The following is a 17,272-nucleotide window of genomic DNA, read 5'->3' on the forward strand; positions in this document are numbered from 1 at the left end:
TCAACACATGATGAGTTTTAGTCCGGCGGTGCGCGTCCAGGCCCTCCGGGTCGTGCGCGGCGGCCGCGAGGTCCTGCACGGGGTCACCTTCGACGTGCCGCGCGGCTCCGTCCTCGGACTGCTCGGCCCGAGCGGCTGCGGGAAGACCACGCTGATGAGGGCGCTCGTCGGCGTCCAGATCGTCAAGAGCGGCACGGTGACCGTCCTCGGGGAGCCCGCAGGGTCGCCCGGCCTGCGGCGCCGTGTCGGGTACTCCACGCAGACGCCCGCCGTGTACGCCGACCTGACCGTCGCCGAGAACCTGCGCTACTTCGCGTCCGTCCTGCGGGCGCCACGCACCGACGCCGACCGCGTCACCGACGAGGTCGGCCTCGGCGACCATCGCGACCAGACCGCGCAGACGCTGTCCGGCGGGCAGCTCAGCCGCCTCAACCTCGCCGTCGCCCTGCTCGGCTCGCCCGACCTGCTCGTCCTGGACGAACCGACCGTCGGCCTCGACCCGGTGCTGCGCCAGGAGCTGTGGGAGCTGTTCCGCGGGCTGGCCGACCGGGGCGTCACCCTCATCGTGTCCAGCCACGTCATGGACGAGGCGGGACGCACCGACCGGCTGCTGCTCATGCGCGAGGGCAGGCTCCTCGCCGACGGCACGCCCGACGGGCTGCGCTCCCGCACCGGCACGCCCGACCTCGAAGAGGCGTTCCTCCAGCTGATCGCCGAGAAGGCAGGGAGCCCCGCATGAGCCTCGCCGTCACGCTCGCCACGATGCGGCGCATCCTGGCGCAGCTCAAGCACGACCGCCGGACGCTCGCCCTGCTGATCGGCGTGCCCGCGCTCCTGATGGTCCTGCTGCGGTACGTGTTCGACCAGCCGGCGCTCTTCGACCGGATCGGGCCGATGCTGCTCGGCCTGTTCCCGTTCATCGTGATGTTCGTCGTCGCCAGCGTCGCCACCCTCCGCGAGCGGACGAGCGGCACCCTCGAACGGCTGATGACGATGCCGCTCGCCAAACTCGACCTGCTGATCGGCTACGCCCTCGCGTTCGGCGTCCTCACGCTCGTTCAGGTCGGCGCCGTGCTCCTCATCTCGCTGACCTGGCTCGGCCTCGACCTCGACGGGACGCTCGGCTCGCTTGTCCTCGTCTCCCTGCTGGACGCGCTGCTCGGCATGGCCCTCGGCCTGTTCGCGAGCGCGTTCGCGCGGACGGAGTTCCAGGCCGTCCAGTTCCTGCCCGCGTTCGTCCTGCCGCAGCTGCTGCTCTGCGGCCTCATCATCCCGCGCGACTCGATGGCGTCCTGGCTGGAGGCCATCTCGGACGTCCTGCCGCTCACCTACGCCGTCGAGGGCATGCAGGAGATCAGCGCCCATCCCGACGTCACCGGCACGCTCACCCTGGACATCGCCGTCATGGCCGCGTTCACCCTCACCGCCCTCCTCCTCGGTGCCGCAACCCTCCGCCGCCGCACTGTGTAGACCCAGGGGGGCGACCCCCTGGAACCCCCGTCACGAGCCGGTCGATCCTCACGCCACGCTGCGGGTCGCCGTGACCGTGCGGCTTGTGACGTGGCGCTGCGGTCGCCCGGCTCGGCGGGTCGTGCGACCTCCGGGCGCTGGGCGCCCTCCGGCCGCACAACCCGTGACCCCGGCTGAGGTCTTGTCAAGGCGGCGCGATCTGGCTCGTCCAAGAATTGGGGTTGGGGGTGGGTGCCTGAATTGGACACATGGGGTGAACTGGGTCTTCCTGCTTGATCAGGCTGGTAGCTTCGGCGCATGACCGCCCGAGATCTTCCTGGCGCGTCGGCGTCGCAGCCGTCCGGTGAGGAGCCGCCGCCGGTCGCGGAGCCGAGCACGCCCGGGACCGAGGAGAACGCGACGTTCTGGGGCGGGACCGACGGGTCGGGGGAGTCGACGCGGAAGCGGCGGTGGCCGCGGGTGCTGGTTGCGATCGGCGTGTTCTTCGTCCTTGTCGTGGCGGGGATCGGGGGGCTGGTGTGGCAGCGGCAGTCGTCCTACAACGGCAACATCGACCGGATCCCCGGCGTGATGCCGGACGACGGCGCGCGGCGCCCCGGCCCGAACATGAAAGGCACCGAGAACTGGCTGCTCGTCGGGTCGGACTCGCGCGCGGAGGCGGCCACGACCGGTGAGGGCAACCAGGTCTGGAAGCCGGGCCAGCAGCGCACGGACACGATCATGCTGCTGCACCTGCCGGCCGACCGGAAGAAGGCCTACATCGTCTCGTTCCCGCGCGACTCGTGGGTCGACATCCCCGGCTACGGCAACCAGAAGATCAACGCGGCGTTCTCGTTCGGCGGGCCGAAGCTGCTGATCGAGACGATCGAGAACCTCACCGGCGTCCGGGTCGACCACTACGGGGCGATCGACTTCGAGGGGTTCAAGTCGATGACGGACGCGCTCGGCGGCGTCACCGTCAACATCAAGCAGAGCGTGTACGACCCGGCGCGCAAGAAGCAGTGGACGGCCGGGAGGCAGAAGCTCGACGGCGAGGAGGCGCTGCTGTTCGTCCGGCAGCGCTACAACCTCCCGAACGGCGACTTCGACCGGATCAAGCGGCAGCAGGCGTTCCTCGGCGCCCTCGCCAAGCAGGCCGCCGACCGCGGGACGCTCACCAACCCGCTGAAGCTCGACCGGTTCCTGTCCGCGCTCACCAAGTCGATCAGCGTGGACGAAGGGGTCTCGGCGGGCGACCTGCGTTCGCTCGCGGTGAGCATGCGGAGCGTGCGCGCGTCGGACGTGATGTTCCTGACGGCCCCGCACAAGGGCACCGGCAGGCGCGGCAAGCAGAGCGTCGTCCTCCTCGACGGGACGAAGGCGCCCGCGCTGTTCGACGCCGTCAAGACCGCGCGCATGGCCGAGTACGTCCGGCAGCACGGCGGCGGCAACAGCCTCGGCACGGTCTCCTGAACGAGGTGCCCTGATCGCCGGATTTCCGTGCGGGCATAACCTGGACATTGGGAGGGCCGTCCTCGGCCGGTGATCAGGCCCGTCGGACAAGGGGTTCGCAGAGTGCTTCGTCAGGCGTTGCTCGTCGCGTCGCGCAGCGGCGGCGCACGCAGGGTTGTGGAGACCGCTCCGTTCACGGGTGATGTCGTCCGCCGGTTCATCGCCGGTGAGACGATCGAGGACGCGGCCCGCGTCACCAGCGACCTCACAGGCGAAGGCTTGCTCGTGACCCTGGACGTCCTAGGCGAGGACACGCATGACAAGGGCCATGCAGAGGCGAACGTCCAGAATTACGTCGAGCTACTGGAACGGCTTGGCGCGGCCAGTCTCGGTACACGCGCCGAGGTGTCGCTGAAGCTTTCGGCCATTGGCCAGACATTCGGCGAAGACCTCGCCCTGGAGAACGCGCGCCGCATCTGTGCGGCCGCCCGTTCGGCCAGTACGACGGTCACTCTCGACATGGAGGAGCACACCACCGTCGACTCGACGCTGAGAATCGTTCACGAACTGCGGCGCGATTTCCCGGATGTGGGTGCCGTCATCCAGGCGTACCTGCGGCGGGCCGAGGAGCACTGCGCGGAACTGGCGTACGAGGGTTCGCGCGTAAGGCTGTGCAAGGGCGCCTACGCAGCACCCACCGCGGTCGCGTTCACCGACAGGGAAGAGGTCGACAAGTCCTTCGTGCGGTGCATGAAGGTACTGATGGCCGGTAAGGGCTACCCGATGCTCGCCACGCACGACCCACGGCTCATCGACATCGCCGGTGCGCTGTCCGTCCTGAACGAGCGCGACGCGGACACGTTCGAGTACCAGATGCTTTACGGCATCCGTCCGCAGGAGCAGCGGAGGCTCGCGGCCCACGGCGCGCAGGTCCGCGTCTACGTCGCGTACGGCCGCGATTGGTACGAGTACTTCATGCGGCGCCTCGCGGAGCGTCCCGCCAACCTCCGCTTCTTCATGCGCTCCCTGGTCGGACGCTCCTGAACCCGCCCGCCCACCGGCACCGCTATAGGCTGGACGCGTCGTTGAATCCCCACGTCAAGGTATGTCGATGATCGCGATTCTGGGTGCCGGGAAGATGGGCGAGGCGCTGCTGTCCGGGGTGCTCCGGGCCGGCCGCCGCCCGTCGGAGCTGATGGCGACCGCGCGCCGCGAGGAGCGGGGCGCGCTGCTGCGCGAGCGGTACGGGATCGAGATCGTCCCGAACGCGGAGGCCGCCGCGACGGCCGAGACGCTGATCCTCGCCGTGAAACCCCAGGACATGGGCGTCCTGCTGGACGAGATCGGCCCGCACGTCCCGTCCGGCCGGCTGGTCATCTCGATGGCGGCGGGCATCACGACCGGGTTCATCGAGGCGCGGCTGCCCGAGGACATGCCGGTCGTGCGCGTCATGTCGAACACGCCCGTCCATGTGGACGAGGCGATGAGCGTGATCTCGCCCGGCTCGCACGCGGGCGAGGAGCACCTGAAGCTGACGGAGGAGCTGCTGTCCCCGGTCGGCAAGGTGCTGCGCATCCCCGAGTCGCTGCAGGACGGCGCGACGGCCCTGTCCGGCAGCGGCCCCGCGTACTTCTACTACCTCGTCGAGGCGATGGTGGACGCGGGCATCCTGCTCGGCATGCCGCGCGCCGCCGCGCTGGAGATGGTCATCCAGTCGGCCGTGGGCGCCGCCGTCATGCTCCGCGACTCCGGCGAGCATCCGGTGCTGCTGCGCGAGGCCGTCACGTCCCCGGGCGGGACGACGATCTCCGCGATCCGCGAGCTGGAGCGGCACGGCGTCCGCGCCGCCGTCCTGGAGGCCATCGAGGCGGCCCGCGACCGGGGCAGCGAACTCGCCAGCGGCTGACCCGCCACGAAGCCCCGGACGAACCGGACAAAAGTTCATCCTTGAACCATTGAGCCGATCCGGGGTCCCCACCCGTGTAGGAAGTATGGGACTTCTACTCCGCCTGCTCGTCGCCGCCGGACTGGCGGCGGACGCCATCGTGCACTGGAGGTTCGCGCCCGAGATGGCCTTCGTCCAGGGCGGCTCCATCGACGGCGAGCTGCTCTTCCGCGTCCAGGCGGCGGTCGCCGGCGTCGTCGCGGTCGTGATCCTCACCTACGCGACCCGCTGGGCGTACGCGCTGGCCTTCCTCGTGGCGGGCAGCGCGGTGGGCGCGATCGTCTTCTACTACTACGTCGACGCCGGGGCGATCGGACCGCTGCCCGCCATGTACGAGCCCGTCTGGTACACGGAGAAGACGATCAGCCTGGTCGGCGAGGGCGTCGCGACGCTCGCCGCCCTGGCCGGCTTCGTCACCGCGTCCCGCGCGAAACGCGAGGACGAGGACGCCCGCGCCCCGGAGCCCGCGACCCGCCTCTGACCGAGCCTGATTTGGGGGCCGCGATACCGTGAGGGCATGAGCAGCGCCGCGTCCCCCCTCCGGTCCGGTCCCGAGAACTGCGGGCTGGAGATCTTCTGGGACGAGCGGCTCATCTCCTACGATTTCGGCCCCGGGCATCCCATGAACCCGGTGCGCGTCGAGCTGACGATGGCGCTGGCGCGGGAGCTCGGCGTCCTGGACCGTCCCAACGTGACCGTGTCCGGATTCGACGCCGCGGACGACAAGCTGCTCCGGCTCGTCCACGAGGAGGGCTACATCGCGGCGGTGAAGCACGCCGGCGCGACCGGGACGCCCGACCCCCGGCACGGCCTCGGCACCCCCGACAATCCCGTGTTCCTCGGCATGCACGAGGCGTCGGCGCTGGTCGCGGGCGCGTCCGTCGCCGCGGCCGAGGCCGTGTGGACGGGACGCGCCGAGCACGCCGCCAACATCTCCGGCGGCCTGCACCACGCCCTCAGCGGCGGCGCCAGCGGGTTCTGCGTCTACAACGACCCGGCCATCGCGATCGCGTGGCTGCTGGACAACGGCGCCGAGCGCGTCGCGTACGTCGACATCGACGTCCATCACGGCGATGGCGTCCAGGCCGCCTTCTACGACGACCCGCGCGTCATGACGATCAGCCTGCACGAGACGCCGCGGACGCTGTTCCCCGGCACCGGCTTCCCGGACGAGACCGGCGCCGAGGGGACGTCCGTCAACATCTCCCTGCCGCCCGGCACCGGCGACGGCCCGTGGCTGCGCGCGTTCGACGCGATCATTCCGCCGCTGCTGCGCCGGTTCCGCCCGGACGTCCTCGTCACGCAGCACGGCGCGGACGGCCACGCGCTCGACCCGCTCGCGCACCTGACCCTCAGCGTCGACGGCCAGCGCACCGCGTACAGCCTGCTGCACCGGCTCGCGCACGAGACCGCGGGCGGCCGCTGGATCGCCACCGGAGGCGGCGGCTACGAGCTGGTCCAGGTCGTGCCGAGGGCGTGGACGCACCTGCTGGCGGAGGCGGCGGGCGGGCCGATCCCGCCCGACACCCCGACGCCCGAGGGGTGGCGCGAGATCGCCCGGCACCGGACCGGCGAGATCGCCCCGCTCCGGATGACCGACGGCACGGACGAGGTGCGGATCAGCAGGTGGGGGGACGGCTACGACCCGGGAAGCCCCGTCGACCAGGCGGTCCTGGCGACGCGGCGCGCGGTGTTCCCCGAGCACGGCCTCGACCCGATGACGGACGAGTGAGGCGCGCGTGAACCCGGTACCGACGCGCGACGAGCTGCGCGCCCACCTGGTGCGGACGATGATCGCCGGCGATGTCGCGACCCCGCGCCAGAACAACCTGCTGCACTACCGGCGGATGGCCGCGGGCCACCCGTACTACCAGTTCGGCCTTGAGCTCAAGCCCTCGTGGACGGAGCAGACCGTCCTGGAGATGATGGTCGAGCGCTGCGGCGTGAACGCCGACCCCCGGCACGGGTACGGCGACGACACCATCGACCCGGAGATCACGCTCGACACCCTGGAGGCGATGGGCGACCGCATCGGCCTCGCCGCCCGCCGCCGGGAGAGCGTGATCCTCGCGACCGGCCATCCGTCGACGCTGGGGCCGCTGTACCAGGCCGTCGCGCGGGCGCTGGAGGAGGCCGGCTGCCGGCTCCTCACCCCCGCCGCCGGCTGGACGTACGAGATCGAGACCGGCTACGGCGGCTCCGACCTGCGCCGCATCGTCTACGCCGAGCCCGGCGTGGCCATGCTCGAAGACTGCGGCGCGGCGGGGGTTCGCCAGGCGCAGCACACCCACGACTCCCTCCCGATGGAGACCATGCTCCACGAGCTGGCCACTACCGCTCCAGCGGACTCTCCGGAGGCTAAACCTGATTTTTGGCCGGATCTGGCCATTGCCGATCACGGCTGGGCGGGAGCCGCCGGGCAGGCGGGCATCGACACCGTCGGTTTCGCGGACTGTAACGATCCCGCGCTGTTCGCCGGCGCCGCCGAAGGCAAGATCGACGTCGCCGTCCCGCTCGACGACGGCGTGGCCCCGCGGCACTACGCGCCTCTGACCGCCTACATCCTCGACCGCGCGGGGCTCGGCCCTTCCGCCTGACCTTCCTCGTCCCCGGCCGCCCGGCCCTCCTGCGCCACGTGCCCGGCCGTCCCTGCTGTCACTGCGTGTGACAGGGCTGCCGTAACGGGACGGATGGGCTTGCGCGACGCCACCGGGAGCATCGGAACCGCAGGTCAACACGGGGTTCTGGTTGACAACCGTTCGCCGCGCCACGCGTGGTGCCGTCAGGTCCACCCTCCGAGGGGATTAGCACTGTGTCCTCCTGGTCAGGTCGGGATACGGAAATGTGCGGAACTCCCCTCTTGCGACTGCCGATACGCGATTTACGCTGGAGGAAGTACACGTGCGTGATCAAAGTCACCCGAAGGGCCGGTGCGCGGCACGTGTGGAAGAGGGCGTCCGATGACCTCAGGCGAGCGACCTCTGAGCGAGGTCAGGTTCCTGACCGTGGCCGAAGTGGCGGCGGTGATGCGGGTGTCCAAGATGACCGTCTACCGCCTCGTCCACTCGGGCGAGCTTCCCGCGATCCGCGTGGGCCGCTCGTTCCGGGTTCCCGAGCAGGCCGTTCACGATTACCTGCGCGACGCGTACATCGAAGCCGGATAACGGGTAAGGGCGGGGGATGACCCCGCCGCCTACTCCATACCCGGCCGTGCAGGGGGCGTCGGGACGGTTCCCCGGAACCGTCCCGAAGCTGGGGAAGCAAGACGAGGACCGGGACGACGGTCCGGACACCGGGCGGGACGGGCGGTGGCGCGTACAGCGCCCACCGGACGGGCCCGTCCGCGCGAAACGGTGCCCGGCGTCGCGCGACGCGCGGCGCCAGGCTCCGCACGCCAGGTGCTTGGCTCTGCACGCCCATCGCGCGGCCCACCGGCGTGACCCGCCCCGTACAGCGGTACCCTTGGGCGGCGGACCGTGCGCGCACTTCGAGCGAAGCTCGCCGGCGGCACGCCCGCCTCCTGCACATCACCCGAAATGCCGAGCGAGGTCCCGTGGGCTCTGTCATCAAGAAGCGGCGCAAGAGGATGGCCAAGAAGAAGCACCGCAAGCTGCTGAAGAAGACGCGCATCCAGCGTCGCAACAAGAAGTAGTCGTCACGCCGGCCATTCAGCCGTAAGGGGTGGGGCGCACCATGTCCTCCATGCCCGCCGCCGCGGCCCGTGTCGTCCTCGTCACGGGCGTCTCCCGTTTCCTGGGGGCGCGGGTCGCGAACACCCTTCAAGCCGACCCCGGCATCGAGCGCGTCATCGGCGTCGACACCGTGCCGCCGGACGCGTCTCTCGGCGTGCCGCTCGGACGCACCGAGTTCGTCCGCGTCGACATCCGCACCCCGAGCATCGCGAACCTCATCGCCTCGGCCGGGGTCGACACCGTGGTGCACCTCCACCTCGTCACCTCCTCGTCCGTCCCGCGGGCGAAGGTGAAGGAGCTCAACGTCATCGGCACGATGCAGCTGCTCGCGGCCTGCCAGCGCTCGCCCGACATGCGCAAGCTCGTCGTGCGGTCCTCGGCCGCCGTGTACGGCTCCTCGCCGATGGACCCGGCCGTGTTCACCGAGCTGGACGAGCCCGTCGAGAGCCCGAAGTCCGGGTACGCCAAGGACGCGGTCGAGGTCGAGGGGTACGTCCGCGGGCTGACGCGGCGCCGGTCCGACCTGACGGTGTCGGTGCTGCGGTTCGCGAACGTCCTCGGGCCCGGCGTCGACTCCCCGCTGACCCGGTACCTGCGGCTGCCCGTCGTCCCGACGGTGCTGGGCTTCGATCCGCGGCTGCAGTTCGTCCACGAGGACGACGGCGTCGAGGTGCTGCGCCGCATGACGGTCGAGGAGCATCCCGGCTGCTTCAACGTCGCGGGCGACGGCGTCCTGCTGCTCTCCCAGGCGCTCCGCCGTGCCGGACGCCCCTATATGCCCGTCCCGTCGCCGTCCCTCTCGATGCTCGGCGACATGGGACGCCGCTTCGCCGGCCTGTCCGGGTTCTCGCCGGAACTGCTGCGCTGGCTGACGTACGGCCGCGTCATCGACACCACGGCCCTGGCGAACGAGCTGTCCTGGCACCCGAAGTACAGCTCCGAGGCCGCCTTCGCCGACTTCGCCGCCGCCCAGGGCTTCGGCGCCAACCCGCTGACCGCGCTCTTGGGACGGCCCTGATGATGAACGCCCACCACGAGGACGACGACGACCAGGACGCACAGGTCATCCGCCTCGACACCGCCCGCCAGGACGACGGCGACGCCGCTGACGAACGCAGCCCATTGGAACGAGGCATAGCCTCTGGCCTGGCATTTCTGCGCCGCCGCCTGTCCGGCGAATACGAGGTCGACGAGTTCGGCTACGACCCCGAGTTCAACTCCACGCTCCTCCTGCCGCTCGCCCGCGCCCTGTACGAGCACTGGTTCCGCGTCGAGCTCGGGGGCGTCGAGAACGTCCCGGACGGCGGCGCCCTCGTCGTCGCGAACCACTCCGGCGTCATCCCCCTCGACGCGCTCATGCTGTCGGTCGCCCTGCACGACCACGCCGACCGCCAGATCCGCCTGCTCGGGGCCGACCTCGTCTACCAGATCCCGATCCTCGGGCACCTGTCCCGCAAGGCCGGGCACACCCTCGCCTGCCAGGCCGACGCGGCGCGCCTCCTCGGCAAGGGCGAACTCGTCGGCGTGTTCCCTGAGGGCTTCAAGGGCGTTGGCAAGCCGTTCGCCGAGCGGTACCGGCTCCAGCGCTTCGGCCGCGGCGGCTTCGTCGGCACCGCGCTGCGCGCCGGGGTCCCGATCGTCCCGTGCGCCATCGTCGGCGCCGAGGAGATCTACCCGAAGATCGCCGATGTGAAGCCGCTGGCCCGCCTGCTCGGCCTCCCGTACTTCCCGATCACCCCGACGTTCCCGCTGCTCGGACCGGCCGGGCTCGTCCCGCTGCCGTCCAAGTGGATGATCCAGTTCGGCGAGCCCATGACCCTGGACGAGTACGACGCCGACACCGCCGACGACCCCATGACGGTGTTCGACATCACCGATCACGTCCGCGAGAACGTCCAGCAGATGCTCTACGAGACGCTTTTGCGCCGAGGCCCCGCCTTCCTCTGACCGGCGCATCCCCGCCCTAGAGTGAGCGCATGAAGGCGTTCCGTAGCCGCATGGTCGCCCGCGACGTGGACGAGCCGCACCGCGCGGCCACCCCGCTCGAACTGCTCTTCGACCTGACGTTCGTCGCGGCCGTCTCCCAGGTCGCCGGGCGGCTGGCGCACGCCACCGAGGAAGGGCACGTGGGCGACGCCGTCCTGCCGTTCCTCATGGTGTTCTTCGCCATCTGGTGGGCCTGGATGAACTTCACCTGGTTCGCGTCCGCGTACGACACCGACGACGTCCCGTACCGCGTCATGACGTTCCTGCAGATGGCGGGCGTGCTCGTCCTGGCGGCGGGGGTGCCGGACGCGTTCGACGGCGACTTCACGACCGTCACCATCGGCTACCTCGTCATGCGCGTCGGCCTGGTCGGCCTGTGGACACGCGCCGCGATCGCGCATCCGGAGTCGCGCGCCACGACCGTCCGGTACGCGATCGGGGTGTCTTTCGTCCAGGTGTTCTGGCTGTCGCGGCTCGCGCTGCCGGGCGACGGACCGAGCTGGGTGTTCCCGCTGCTGGTGCTGCTCGAACTCTCCGTCCCGCAGATCGCCGAACGCGCGGGCGCGACGACCTGGCACCCGCACCACATCGCCGAACGGTACGGCCTGTTCACGATCATCCTGCTGGGGGAGAGCGTCCTCGCCTCGACCAACGCCGTCCAGGACGCCGTCGAGCACGGCCTCAGCAGCGAACTCGTCATCATCGCGCTCGCGGGCCTGGCCATCCTCTTCACCCTCTGGTGGATCTACTTCTCCGAGCCCGCCGGCGAGGGGCTGGCCGCGCGCCGCGAATGGTCCTTCATCTGGGGCTACGGCCACTACGTGATCTTCGCCGCGCTGGCCGCCGTGGGCGCCGGGCTGGAGGTCGCGGTCGTGTGGGCGGGCGACCACATCAAGGCGGACGAGAAGACCGTGATCGCGGCCGTCGCCGTCCCCATCGCCGTGGTGCTCGTCATGCTGTGGGCCCTCCACGCCCCGATGCGGCGCACGGCCGTCCGCCCCGAACTCATCGCCATCACCGCCGCCCTGGCCCTGCTCACCACCTTCGCCGCCCCCGCCATAGGCGTGGCCGCAAGCCTGATCGTCCTAGCCGCCCTCCTCGCCCTCCTCATAGCCGCCACGATCGTCACCAGGTCGACGGGAAGAGCCGGTGCTTGAGCAGGCGGCCGACCTGCGCGGCGGCCGCTTCGGCGTCGCCGCAGAGGCACAGATAGCCGTGCCGCCCGAACTGCGCCTCGTGGTAGCCCCACGTGCCGCCGGAGGTGGCGAGGACGCTGACCACCATGCCGACGTCCTTGGTCGCGCGCGCGTGAATCCACAGCAGCGGCACGGGGACGGCGAACTCCTCGCGCCGGTAGAACTTCATGAACCGCCAGCCCTCCGGCGCGAGTTCGGCGGCGAGATCGTCCAGGTAACGCACCGCCGTCTCGCGTCCCCAACGCGTCCGCAGGCGCAGGAGCCGCCGCTCGGCCCGGACGGCTAGATCCCGCACTTCGCCCACGCGACCTTCCCTCCTTCCGGCAGCGACCGGGTCCCCCAGCTGTGCGCGAGCCCGGCCACCATCAGCAGCCCGCGCCCGCCGATGGCGGTGTGGTTCTCCGCCCGGATGACGGGCCGCCCGTCGCCGTCGTCCCGGACCTCGATCACCGGCAGGCCGTCGCGCTCGTCCTGGACCACCCGGAGGACGATCGGCCCGTCCCCGTGCACCAGCGCGTTCGTGACGAGCTCGGAGACGATGAGCCGCCCGTCGAAGTCGTCCGCGATGCCCCACCCGGCGAACCGCCCCGCGAGAAACCGCCGCGCCTCGGCCACCGCCTCATTCGTACGTTCGAGGACGCACTCACTCCCATCTCGCTCCTGAACCACCTCTTTTGTGAATTCATACATCGTCACACGCCATCCTTCCTGTCCGATTTGCGGTGGAGATGGCGAAAAGACATTCCGCTTTGACCGATTCGGGGGGAACTGTCAAAACGATCGCCTCGAACATCGCGACCTCCATTTCCGTCATCCCCTGGCCGAGCATCGCGCAAAGTGTCATGCTTATGAATGTGTACGCCATGTCATGAAGCAACCTCGGAGCATGGCCCGGCACCCACTGGTCGTCATGGGTCATGACTGGTCATCGGGAGGACGAAATGCCGCAGCCCCCAAAGCGCCTCACTCCGTCGAACAGCGCCCTCGACCTGTTCGGATCAGAAGTCCGCAGATACCGCGTGCTCGCGAATTACAGCATCAAGCAGCTCGCAGCTAAGATCCCCTATAGCCCATCGTTCATCGGCGCGGTCGAACGCGCGGAATCGCACTGCGAGCGTTCCTTCGCCGAACACTGCGACACCGTCCTCGACACCAAGCAGGCCCTGTCCCACCTCCACGACGGCCTCTTCGGCAACAAGAAGGACGGCTTCCCCGAGTGGTTCCGCAAATGGCCCACCATCGAGGAGGAGTCCGGAACCCTCAAGGTCTACGAGCCCATCGTCATCCACGGCCTGCTCCAGACCGAGGACTACGCAAGCACACTCCTGTTCGGCGACCGTGAGGCCATCGAGGCCCGGTTGGCCAGGCAAACCATCCTGGCCCGGACAAACCCCGTACCGCCGCGCCTCGTCTACGTGCTGCCCGAAACTGTTCTCTGGAACAACGTTGGCGGTCCGGAAGTGATGCGCGCTCAGCTCAAACGCTTGGTGGATGCGGTCGGACCCCGCCTGAGCGTTCAGGTCGTTCCTAATGGCGCCGTCCACCCCGCCAATCAGGGAGCGTTCGCTCTCGCCACCCTTACCGGGGGCGAGGAGATCGCTTACGTCCCGACTGCTGCACGTGGCATCATGATGGAGGCCCGGGAAGACATCTCGACCATCAAGGACAAGTTCGACACGATCCGGACGCAGGCGCTCCCCAACAATCTGAGCATCGATCTGATTAATCGCACGATCGACGAGAGGTGGAAGACATGATGCGGGAGATTAATTGGCGCAAGTCAAGCTACAGCAGCAGCGACGGTGACATGTGTGTCGAGTTGGCTGGCGTGGCCAACAAGGTGGCTGTCCGAGACTCGAAGGACCCCCACGGACCAGTCCTTGTCGTGTCCCGCGAAGCGCTGCGTGTCGCCATCCGAGCTGTGGACGAGTGAAGATGCCCATGCATGCGCTGACCTGGCGCAAGTCGAGCCGCAGCAGCAGCGCCGGTGACCAGTGTGTTGAGCTCGCCAGGCTTGAAGCCTCGATCGCAATTCGGGACTCGAAGGATCCCCACTGGCCGATTTTCGTTGTGTCCCGGAGGGTGCTGCGTGAGGCGATGAGGTCGGTGGACGAGCGATGAAGGACGTGACCTGGCGTAAGTCGAGCCGCAGCGGCAGCTCCGGCGGTCAGTGCGTCGAGGTGGCCAGCATGGGCAGCAAGGTGGCCGTTCGGGACTCGAAGGACCCGGACGGCCCCGTCCTTGTCGTCGCGCGTCCGGTCCTGTGTGCGACCCTTCGCGACCTGATCCGTCGTTAGTTCGGACGGAGACCCCTTGAAGGGCGGGTTCACCAGCTGTCTTGGAAGAAGGCCAGGAGGGCCGGTGAGGGGTCGGCTGCGGTAGTGGTGTTCGCTACGGCGACGACGATTCCGGTCAGGGCGAGCAGGGCTGAGAGGACGCCGAACGATCCCAGGACTCGCCTGGCTCGCCTGCTCGACCGCTCCGTCCGCGCGAACCGCCTCCACAACGTCGCGCTTAGGGCGATGAGGGCGGCAGCGACGATCGCGGCTATCACGGCCATGGCGACGTGGTAGCGGGCGAAGTCGTCGATCATCAATTGCAGGGCGGGTGTGGTGTGACCGTCCGCGCCTGGGGAGTCGGCCAGTTGCCGCCGGATCTGATCGAGCGTGCCGGTGAGTTGGGCGTCGCTCGCATCCGCCGTCAACATCGGCAGTAGTGAGGCGTAGGGAGCGACCATGCCCTGGAGGTTGGCCATCACCGCCACCAGTGAGAACAGTGCGAGCATCGTGAGGACGACGCCGGTCGAGGCCAGCGCGACGCTCCTTCCCGTTCCCCGGCCCTCGGCCTTTACGAATGCCTTCCAGACACGAACGCCGAGCGCGACGAGCACGACCAGCAAGAGCGCGGCGATCGCCGCTTTGGCCAGGTGATAGCGGAACCAGTAGTCGACAACCCCTTCCAGGCCCGGGGACAGCTCCCGGTCGCCGGAACTCCAGTATCCGGTGAACGACGTCCGGAGAGCTTCGGCGAGGTCGCGCTCACCGGCGAAGCCGCTGCCCGGCCCGATGCCCGCCATGAAACGAGGGGCGACGACGAAGGCGGCGGCCAGCGCCACCGCGAGCGCGGTGAGTACCGCAAGGGCGCGACCGGGAACTCCCGCGGGGCGGCGCATCGGGGCTGCATGAACTGACATGAGGTTCCTTCAGCGATAGCGGGTGGGACCTCCATGAGCATTTCGCTCCGACGACCGGCCTACATCGGTCCCCAGCGTGATCCGGCATCAGTGCCTGGTGTGACTTCAGGAACCGGTCGTCTCGTAGTTGGGGAGTGGGGCCGGGGTGGTCGGGGTCGTTGGGCGCATGGTCAGGACGAGGATGGCCAGTCCGGCGAAGATGACCGCGGAGACGGTGCCCGTGACGTGCAGGCTGACGGTGAACGCGTCCCGTGCGGTGTGCAGCAGCTCCGCGCCTTCGGCGGCGGGCAGGTTCTCAGCGGTGGCGGCGGCTCCGGCCAGGGAGTCGGATGTGTCGTTCATCCGCTCGCGGTAGACCACGGCGGCCACCGTGCCGAGCAGGGCGAGGCCGAGCGATCCGCCGATGTAGTTGCCGGTCTCCGACATCGACGCGGCCGACCCGGTGCGCTCCGGCGGGGCGGACCCGATGATCAGGCCGGTACCCAGCGCGAACAGTGGGCCGGTGCCCAGCGCCAGGACGGTGATGCCGGTGATTGCGAGGGGGAGGGCGCGGCCGTCGGCTACCGCGACCAGCAGGAGGCTGCCGATCGCTGATGCCGCCAGCCCGGCGGCGATTGCCGTTGTCGGCTTCATCCGGCGGGCGAGCAGGGGGGCGGTCAGGGTGCCCGCCGCTACTCCCAGGCCCATGGGGGCGAACAGGATCGCTGATGCGAACGGCGAGTAGCCCAGAACGCCCTGGAGGTACTGCGTCACCAGCAGGCCCGTACCGGCCATCGCGATGCCCGCGAAGACCAGCGCGACGAGCACGGCCGTGAAGGGGCGGTTGCGGAGGAGCCGTAGGTCCAGGAGTGGAGTGTCCAGGCGTAGTTGGCGCCGGACGAACAGCCAGCCGATGGCCGTCCCGGCGACGAGGGCCACGGCGGGCAGGGCGCGGATGTTCTCTACGGTCAGCTGCTTGATGCCGTACACGATCAGGAGGACTGACGCGAGCGATAGGCCGACGCTGGCGGGGTCTAGCCGTCCTGCCTGGTCGCTGCGGGACTCCGGCAGCAGGACGGGCCCGGCCAGTACGAGAAGCGTCATTGCGGGGACGGCGGCGAGGAACACCGATCCCCACCAGAAGTGCTGGAGCAGCAACCCGGCGAGGACGGGGCCGAGCGCGCCGCCGGTGAACTGGCAGGTGGCCCATACCGCGATCGCCTTCCCGCGCTGGTGCTCGTCCCGGAACATGGTGGTCAGCAAGGCGAGGGTGGACGGCGCCAGAGTCGCTCCGGCCACGCCTAGCAGCGCCCGGACGACGATCAACATCAGCGGGCCCGTCGCGAACGCGGCCACGACCGACAGCGCCGCGAACGCCGCCGCGCCCGTGAGCAGCAGGCGGCGGCGGCCGATCCGGTCGCCGAGCGTGCCCATCGTGATGACCATCCCGGCCACCAGGAACCCGTAGCCGTCGCTGATCCACAGCTGCTGGACGCTCGTCGCGCCAAGGTCGGCGGCCAGCTGCGGCAGGGCGAGGAGCAGGGCCGTCAGGTCCATGGCGACGAGGAAGGTCGGGAGCATGAGCAGGGCCGCTCCCAGCCACGTGCGGTTGATTCGCATATCCGAAGTTCTCTCTGTTCTGTCGAGACGTCTCGCTGGTCGGTCGGAGCGGACGGGCGCTTCTCGACATGCGGGGCGGAGAAATCTTCGGGGGTTTGACAGGGCCCACTACGACGGGTAGTACTACCTGCCGTAGTGACGTGCGGGCGACGCGGAGGACACCATGCCGGCGAAGAGCAGCAGTTTGAGCGACCTCGGTGAGCGCAACTCGGTCTTCTGGTTCCGGGTGGTCACGCTCGCTGAGGGATGGTCGTTCGTCGTCCTTCTGATCTTCGGGTCGCTGCTGAGCCGCGTCTCCGACATCGACCTGGTGCAGCCGCTCGGCATGCTGCACGGTGCGCTGGTCATCGCGTGGGCGGTGGTGTTCATCGCGGCGCGTCGCAGGCTCGCGTGGGGCGTCAAGCCCTCGCTGCTGGCGGTGCTCGCCTGCCTGCTGCCGCTGACCCCGTTCATCTTCCACAGGAGCAAGCGCGCGGAACTGCTGCGCGCCGAAGCCCAGGCGTAGGGCGAGCACGCCGCGGCGGGGTCAGGCCATGGCCAGTGCGGCTGCCGGTCGCTCCGGCGTGCTGCTGACCAGTCTCGTCCTGTGGCTTCGCCACCGTCCATCGTCGGACGTGGTCTTGTGGCGCTAACGGTGTGCGGGGTGGCGGCCCGTGTGGTCTTCCGGCTGTGCCGTCCTGCGGTCTTGGGTGTGGGCGGTGTTGGTGTTGTCGGTCAGGTGGGGTGGTGGCGTCGGCCGGTGTTGTGCGGGGGTGGGTGG

General features: G+C 69.7%; 23 protein-coding genes. 18 read left to right on the forward strand and 5 right to left on the reverse strand.

Features of this window, described 5'->3' with window-relative positions:
* Window positions 1-7: 7 nt before the first annotated feature.
* The 13 genes from E1287_RS18060 (at window position 8) to E1287_RS18120 (ending at window position 11,681) form a co-directional block, all read left to right on the forward strand.
* Entirely contained in the window at window positions 8-739 is a 732-nt protein-coding gene (locus E1287_RS18060) for an ABC transporter ATP-binding protein (protein ID WP_207934287.1), read from the forward strand.
* Window positions 736-1,470, forward strand: a complete 735-nt coding sequence (locus tag E1287_RS18065) for an ABC transporter permease (protein ID WP_131966119.1) — start codon at window positions 736-738, stop codon at window positions 1,468-1,470. Before E1287_RS18060 ends, E1287_RS18065 begins: the two co-directional genes overlap by 4 nt.
* 297 nt (window positions 1,471-1,767) lie before the next feature.
* Window positions 1,768-2,922, forward strand: a complete 1,155-nt coding sequence (locus tag E1287_RS18070; RefSeq protein WP_131966120.1) for an LCP family protein — start codon at window positions 1,768-1,770, stop codon at window positions 2,920-2,922.
* Between the two features lie 102 nt (window positions 2,923-3,024).
* Window positions 3,025-3,945 carry a proline dehydrogenase family protein gene (locus E1287_RS18075; protein WP_131966121.1) on the forward strand — a complete coding sequence of 307 codons (921 nt, stop codon included), beginning with the start codon at window positions 3,025-3,027 and terminating at the stop codon, window positions 3,943-3,945.
* 67 nt (window positions 3,946-4,012) lie between these two features.
* Entirely contained in the window at window positions 4,013-4,807 is a 795-nt protein-coding gene (gene proC / locus E1287_RS18080) for a pyrroline-5-carboxylate reductase (RefSeq protein WP_131966122.1), read from the forward strand.
* A gap of 85 nt (window positions 4,808-4,892) precedes the next feature.
* Window positions 4,893-5,327: a hypothetical protein gene (locus E1287_RS18085; RefSeq protein WP_131966123.1), complete on the forward strand. Its 435-nt coding sequence runs from the start codon at window positions 4,893-4,895 to the stop codon at window positions 5,325-5,327.
* 90 nt (window positions 5,328-5,417) lie between these two features.
* Window positions 5,418-6,578, forward strand: coding sequence for an acetoin utilization protein AcuC (locus tag E1287_RS18090; protein ID WP_131966140.1), 1,161 nt, complete (start codon window positions 5,418-5,420; stop codon window positions 6,576-6,578).
* 7 nt (window positions 6,579-6,585) lie between these two features.
* Window positions 6,586-7,443 carry a phosphatase gene (locus E1287_RS18095; RefSeq protein ID WP_131966124.1) on the forward strand — a complete coding sequence of 286 codons (858 nt, stop codon included), beginning with the start codon at window positions 6,586-6,588 and terminating at the stop codon, window positions 7,441-7,443.
* A gap of 363 nt (window positions 7,444-7,806) precedes the next feature.
* A complete protein-coding gene (locus E1287_RS18100) occupies window positions 7,807-8,010 on the forward strand; it encodes a helix-turn-helix domain-containing protein (RefSeq protein ID WP_021591693.1) in 204 nt (67 codons plus the stop codon).
* Window positions 8,011-8,399: 389 nt separating this feature from the next.
* The gene (locus E1287_RS18105) at window positions 8,400-8,498 is read left to right on the forward strand and encodes an AURKAIP1/COX24 domain-containing protein (protein WP_018654693.1); all 99 of its coding nucleotides are present in this window, start codon (window positions 8,400-8,402) and stop codon (window positions 8,496-8,498) included.
* Between the two features lie 50 nt (window positions 8,499-8,548).
* Complete coding sequence (locus E1287_RS18110; RefSeq protein WP_131966125.1) at window positions 8,549-9,556, forward strand: NAD-dependent epimerase/dehydratase family protein; 1,008 nt, start codon at window positions 8,549-8,551, stop codon at window positions 9,554-9,556.
* A gap of 2 nt (window positions 9,557-9,558) precedes the next feature.
* On the forward strand, window positions 9,559-10,485 hold the full coding sequence (locus E1287_RS18115; protein ID WP_131966141.1) for a lysophospholipid acyltransferase family protein: 927 nt from the start codon (window positions 9,559-9,561) through the stop codon (window positions 10,483-10,485).
* Window positions 10,486-10,514: 29 nt separating this feature from the next.
* Window positions 10,515-11,681 (forward strand): low temperature requirement protein A, encoded by a 1,167-nt coding sequence (locus E1287_RS18120; protein ID WP_207934288.1) that lies wholly within the window; start codon window positions 10,515-10,517, stop codon window positions 11,679-11,681.
* Here E1287_RS18120 and E1287_RS18125 read toward each other — a convergent pair.
* The 3 genes from E1287_RS18125 to E1287_RS18135 all read right to left on the reverse strand — a co-directional run bounded on the left by E1287_RS18125 (window position 11,650) and on the right by E1287_RS18135 (window position 12,639).
* Window positions 11,650-12,024, reverse strand: a complete 375-nt coding sequence (locus tag E1287_RS18125) for a hypothetical protein (protein ID WP_131966126.1) — start codon at window positions 12,022-12,024, stop codon at window positions 11,650-11,652. The genes E1287_RS18120 and E1287_RS18125 overlap by 32 nt on opposite strands.
* Window positions 12,003-12,335 (reverse strand): ATP-binding protein, encoded by a 333-nt coding sequence (locus E1287_RS18130; RefSeq protein ID WP_165969067.1) that lies wholly within the window; start codon window positions 12,333-12,335, stop codon window positions 12,003-12,005. The genes E1287_RS18125 and E1287_RS18130 overlap by 22 nt, the downstream gene beginning before the upstream one ends.
* A gap of 67 nt (window positions 12,336-12,402) precedes the next feature.
* Window positions 12,403-12,639 (reverse strand): hypothetical protein, encoded by a 237-nt coding sequence (locus tag E1287_RS18135; protein WP_131966128.1) that lies wholly within the window; start codon window positions 12,637-12,639, stop codon window positions 12,403-12,405.
* Window positions 12,640-12,661: 22 nt separating this feature from the next.
* Here E1287_RS18135 and E1287_RS18140 point away from each other — a divergent pair, with 22 nt between their 5' ends.
* The 4 genes from E1287_RS18140 to E1287_RS18155 are packed head-to-tail and all read left to right on the forward strand — an operon-like array spanning window position 12,662 to window position 14,017.
* On the forward strand, window positions 12,662-13,477 hold the full coding sequence (locus E1287_RS18140; RefSeq protein WP_131966129.1) for a DUF5753 domain-containing protein: 816 nt from the start codon (window positions 12,662-12,664) through the stop codon (window positions 13,475-13,477).
* A complete protein-coding gene (locus tag E1287_RS18145) occupies window positions 13,477-13,653 on the forward strand; it encodes a DUF397 domain-containing protein (protein ID WP_207934291.1) in 177 nt (58 codons plus the stop codon). Before E1287_RS18140 ends, E1287_RS18145 begins: the two co-directional genes overlap by 1 nt.
* An 8-nt stretch (window positions 13,654-13,661) precedes the next feature.
* Window positions 13,662-13,841: a DUF397 domain-containing protein gene (locus tag E1287_RS18150; RefSeq protein ID WP_243719158.1), complete on the forward strand. Its 180-nt coding sequence runs from the start codon at window positions 13,662-13,664 to the stop codon at window positions 13,839-13,841.
* On the forward strand, window positions 13,838-14,017 hold the full coding sequence (locus E1287_RS18155; protein WP_131966132.1) for a DUF397 domain-containing protein: 180 nt from the start codon (window positions 13,838-13,840) through the stop codon (window positions 14,015-14,017). The genes E1287_RS18150 and E1287_RS18155 overlap by 4 nt, the downstream gene beginning before the upstream one ends.
* A gap of 29 nt (window positions 14,018-14,046) precedes the next feature.
* Here the strand turns inward: E1287_RS18155 and E1287_RS18160 are convergent, their stop codons facing one another.
* On the reverse strand, window positions 14,047-14,835 hold the full coding sequence (locus tag E1287_RS18160; protein WP_207934289.1) for a hypothetical protein: 789 nt from the start codon (window positions 14,833-14,835) through the stop codon (window positions 14,047-14,049).
* Between the two features lie 183 nt (window positions 14,836-15,018).
* Entirely contained in the window at window positions 15,019-16,512 is a 1,494-nt protein-coding gene (locus E1287_RS18165; protein WP_131966133.1) for an MFS transporter, read from the reverse strand.
* A gap of 163 nt (window positions 16,513-16,675) precedes the next feature.
* Between E1287_RS18165 and E1287_RS18170 the strand changes: the two genes are divergently transcribed.
* Entirely contained in the window at window positions 16,676-17,017 is a 342-nt protein-coding gene (locus tag E1287_RS18170) for a DUF3817 domain-containing protein (protein WP_131966134.1), read from the forward strand.
* Window positions 17,018-17,272 lie beyond the last annotated feature (255 nt).

This window comes from Actinomadura sp. KC06 (assembly GCF_004348735.1).
Classification (GTDB): Bacteria; Actinomycetota; Actinomycetes; order Streptosporangiales; family Streptosporangiaceae; genus Spirillospora.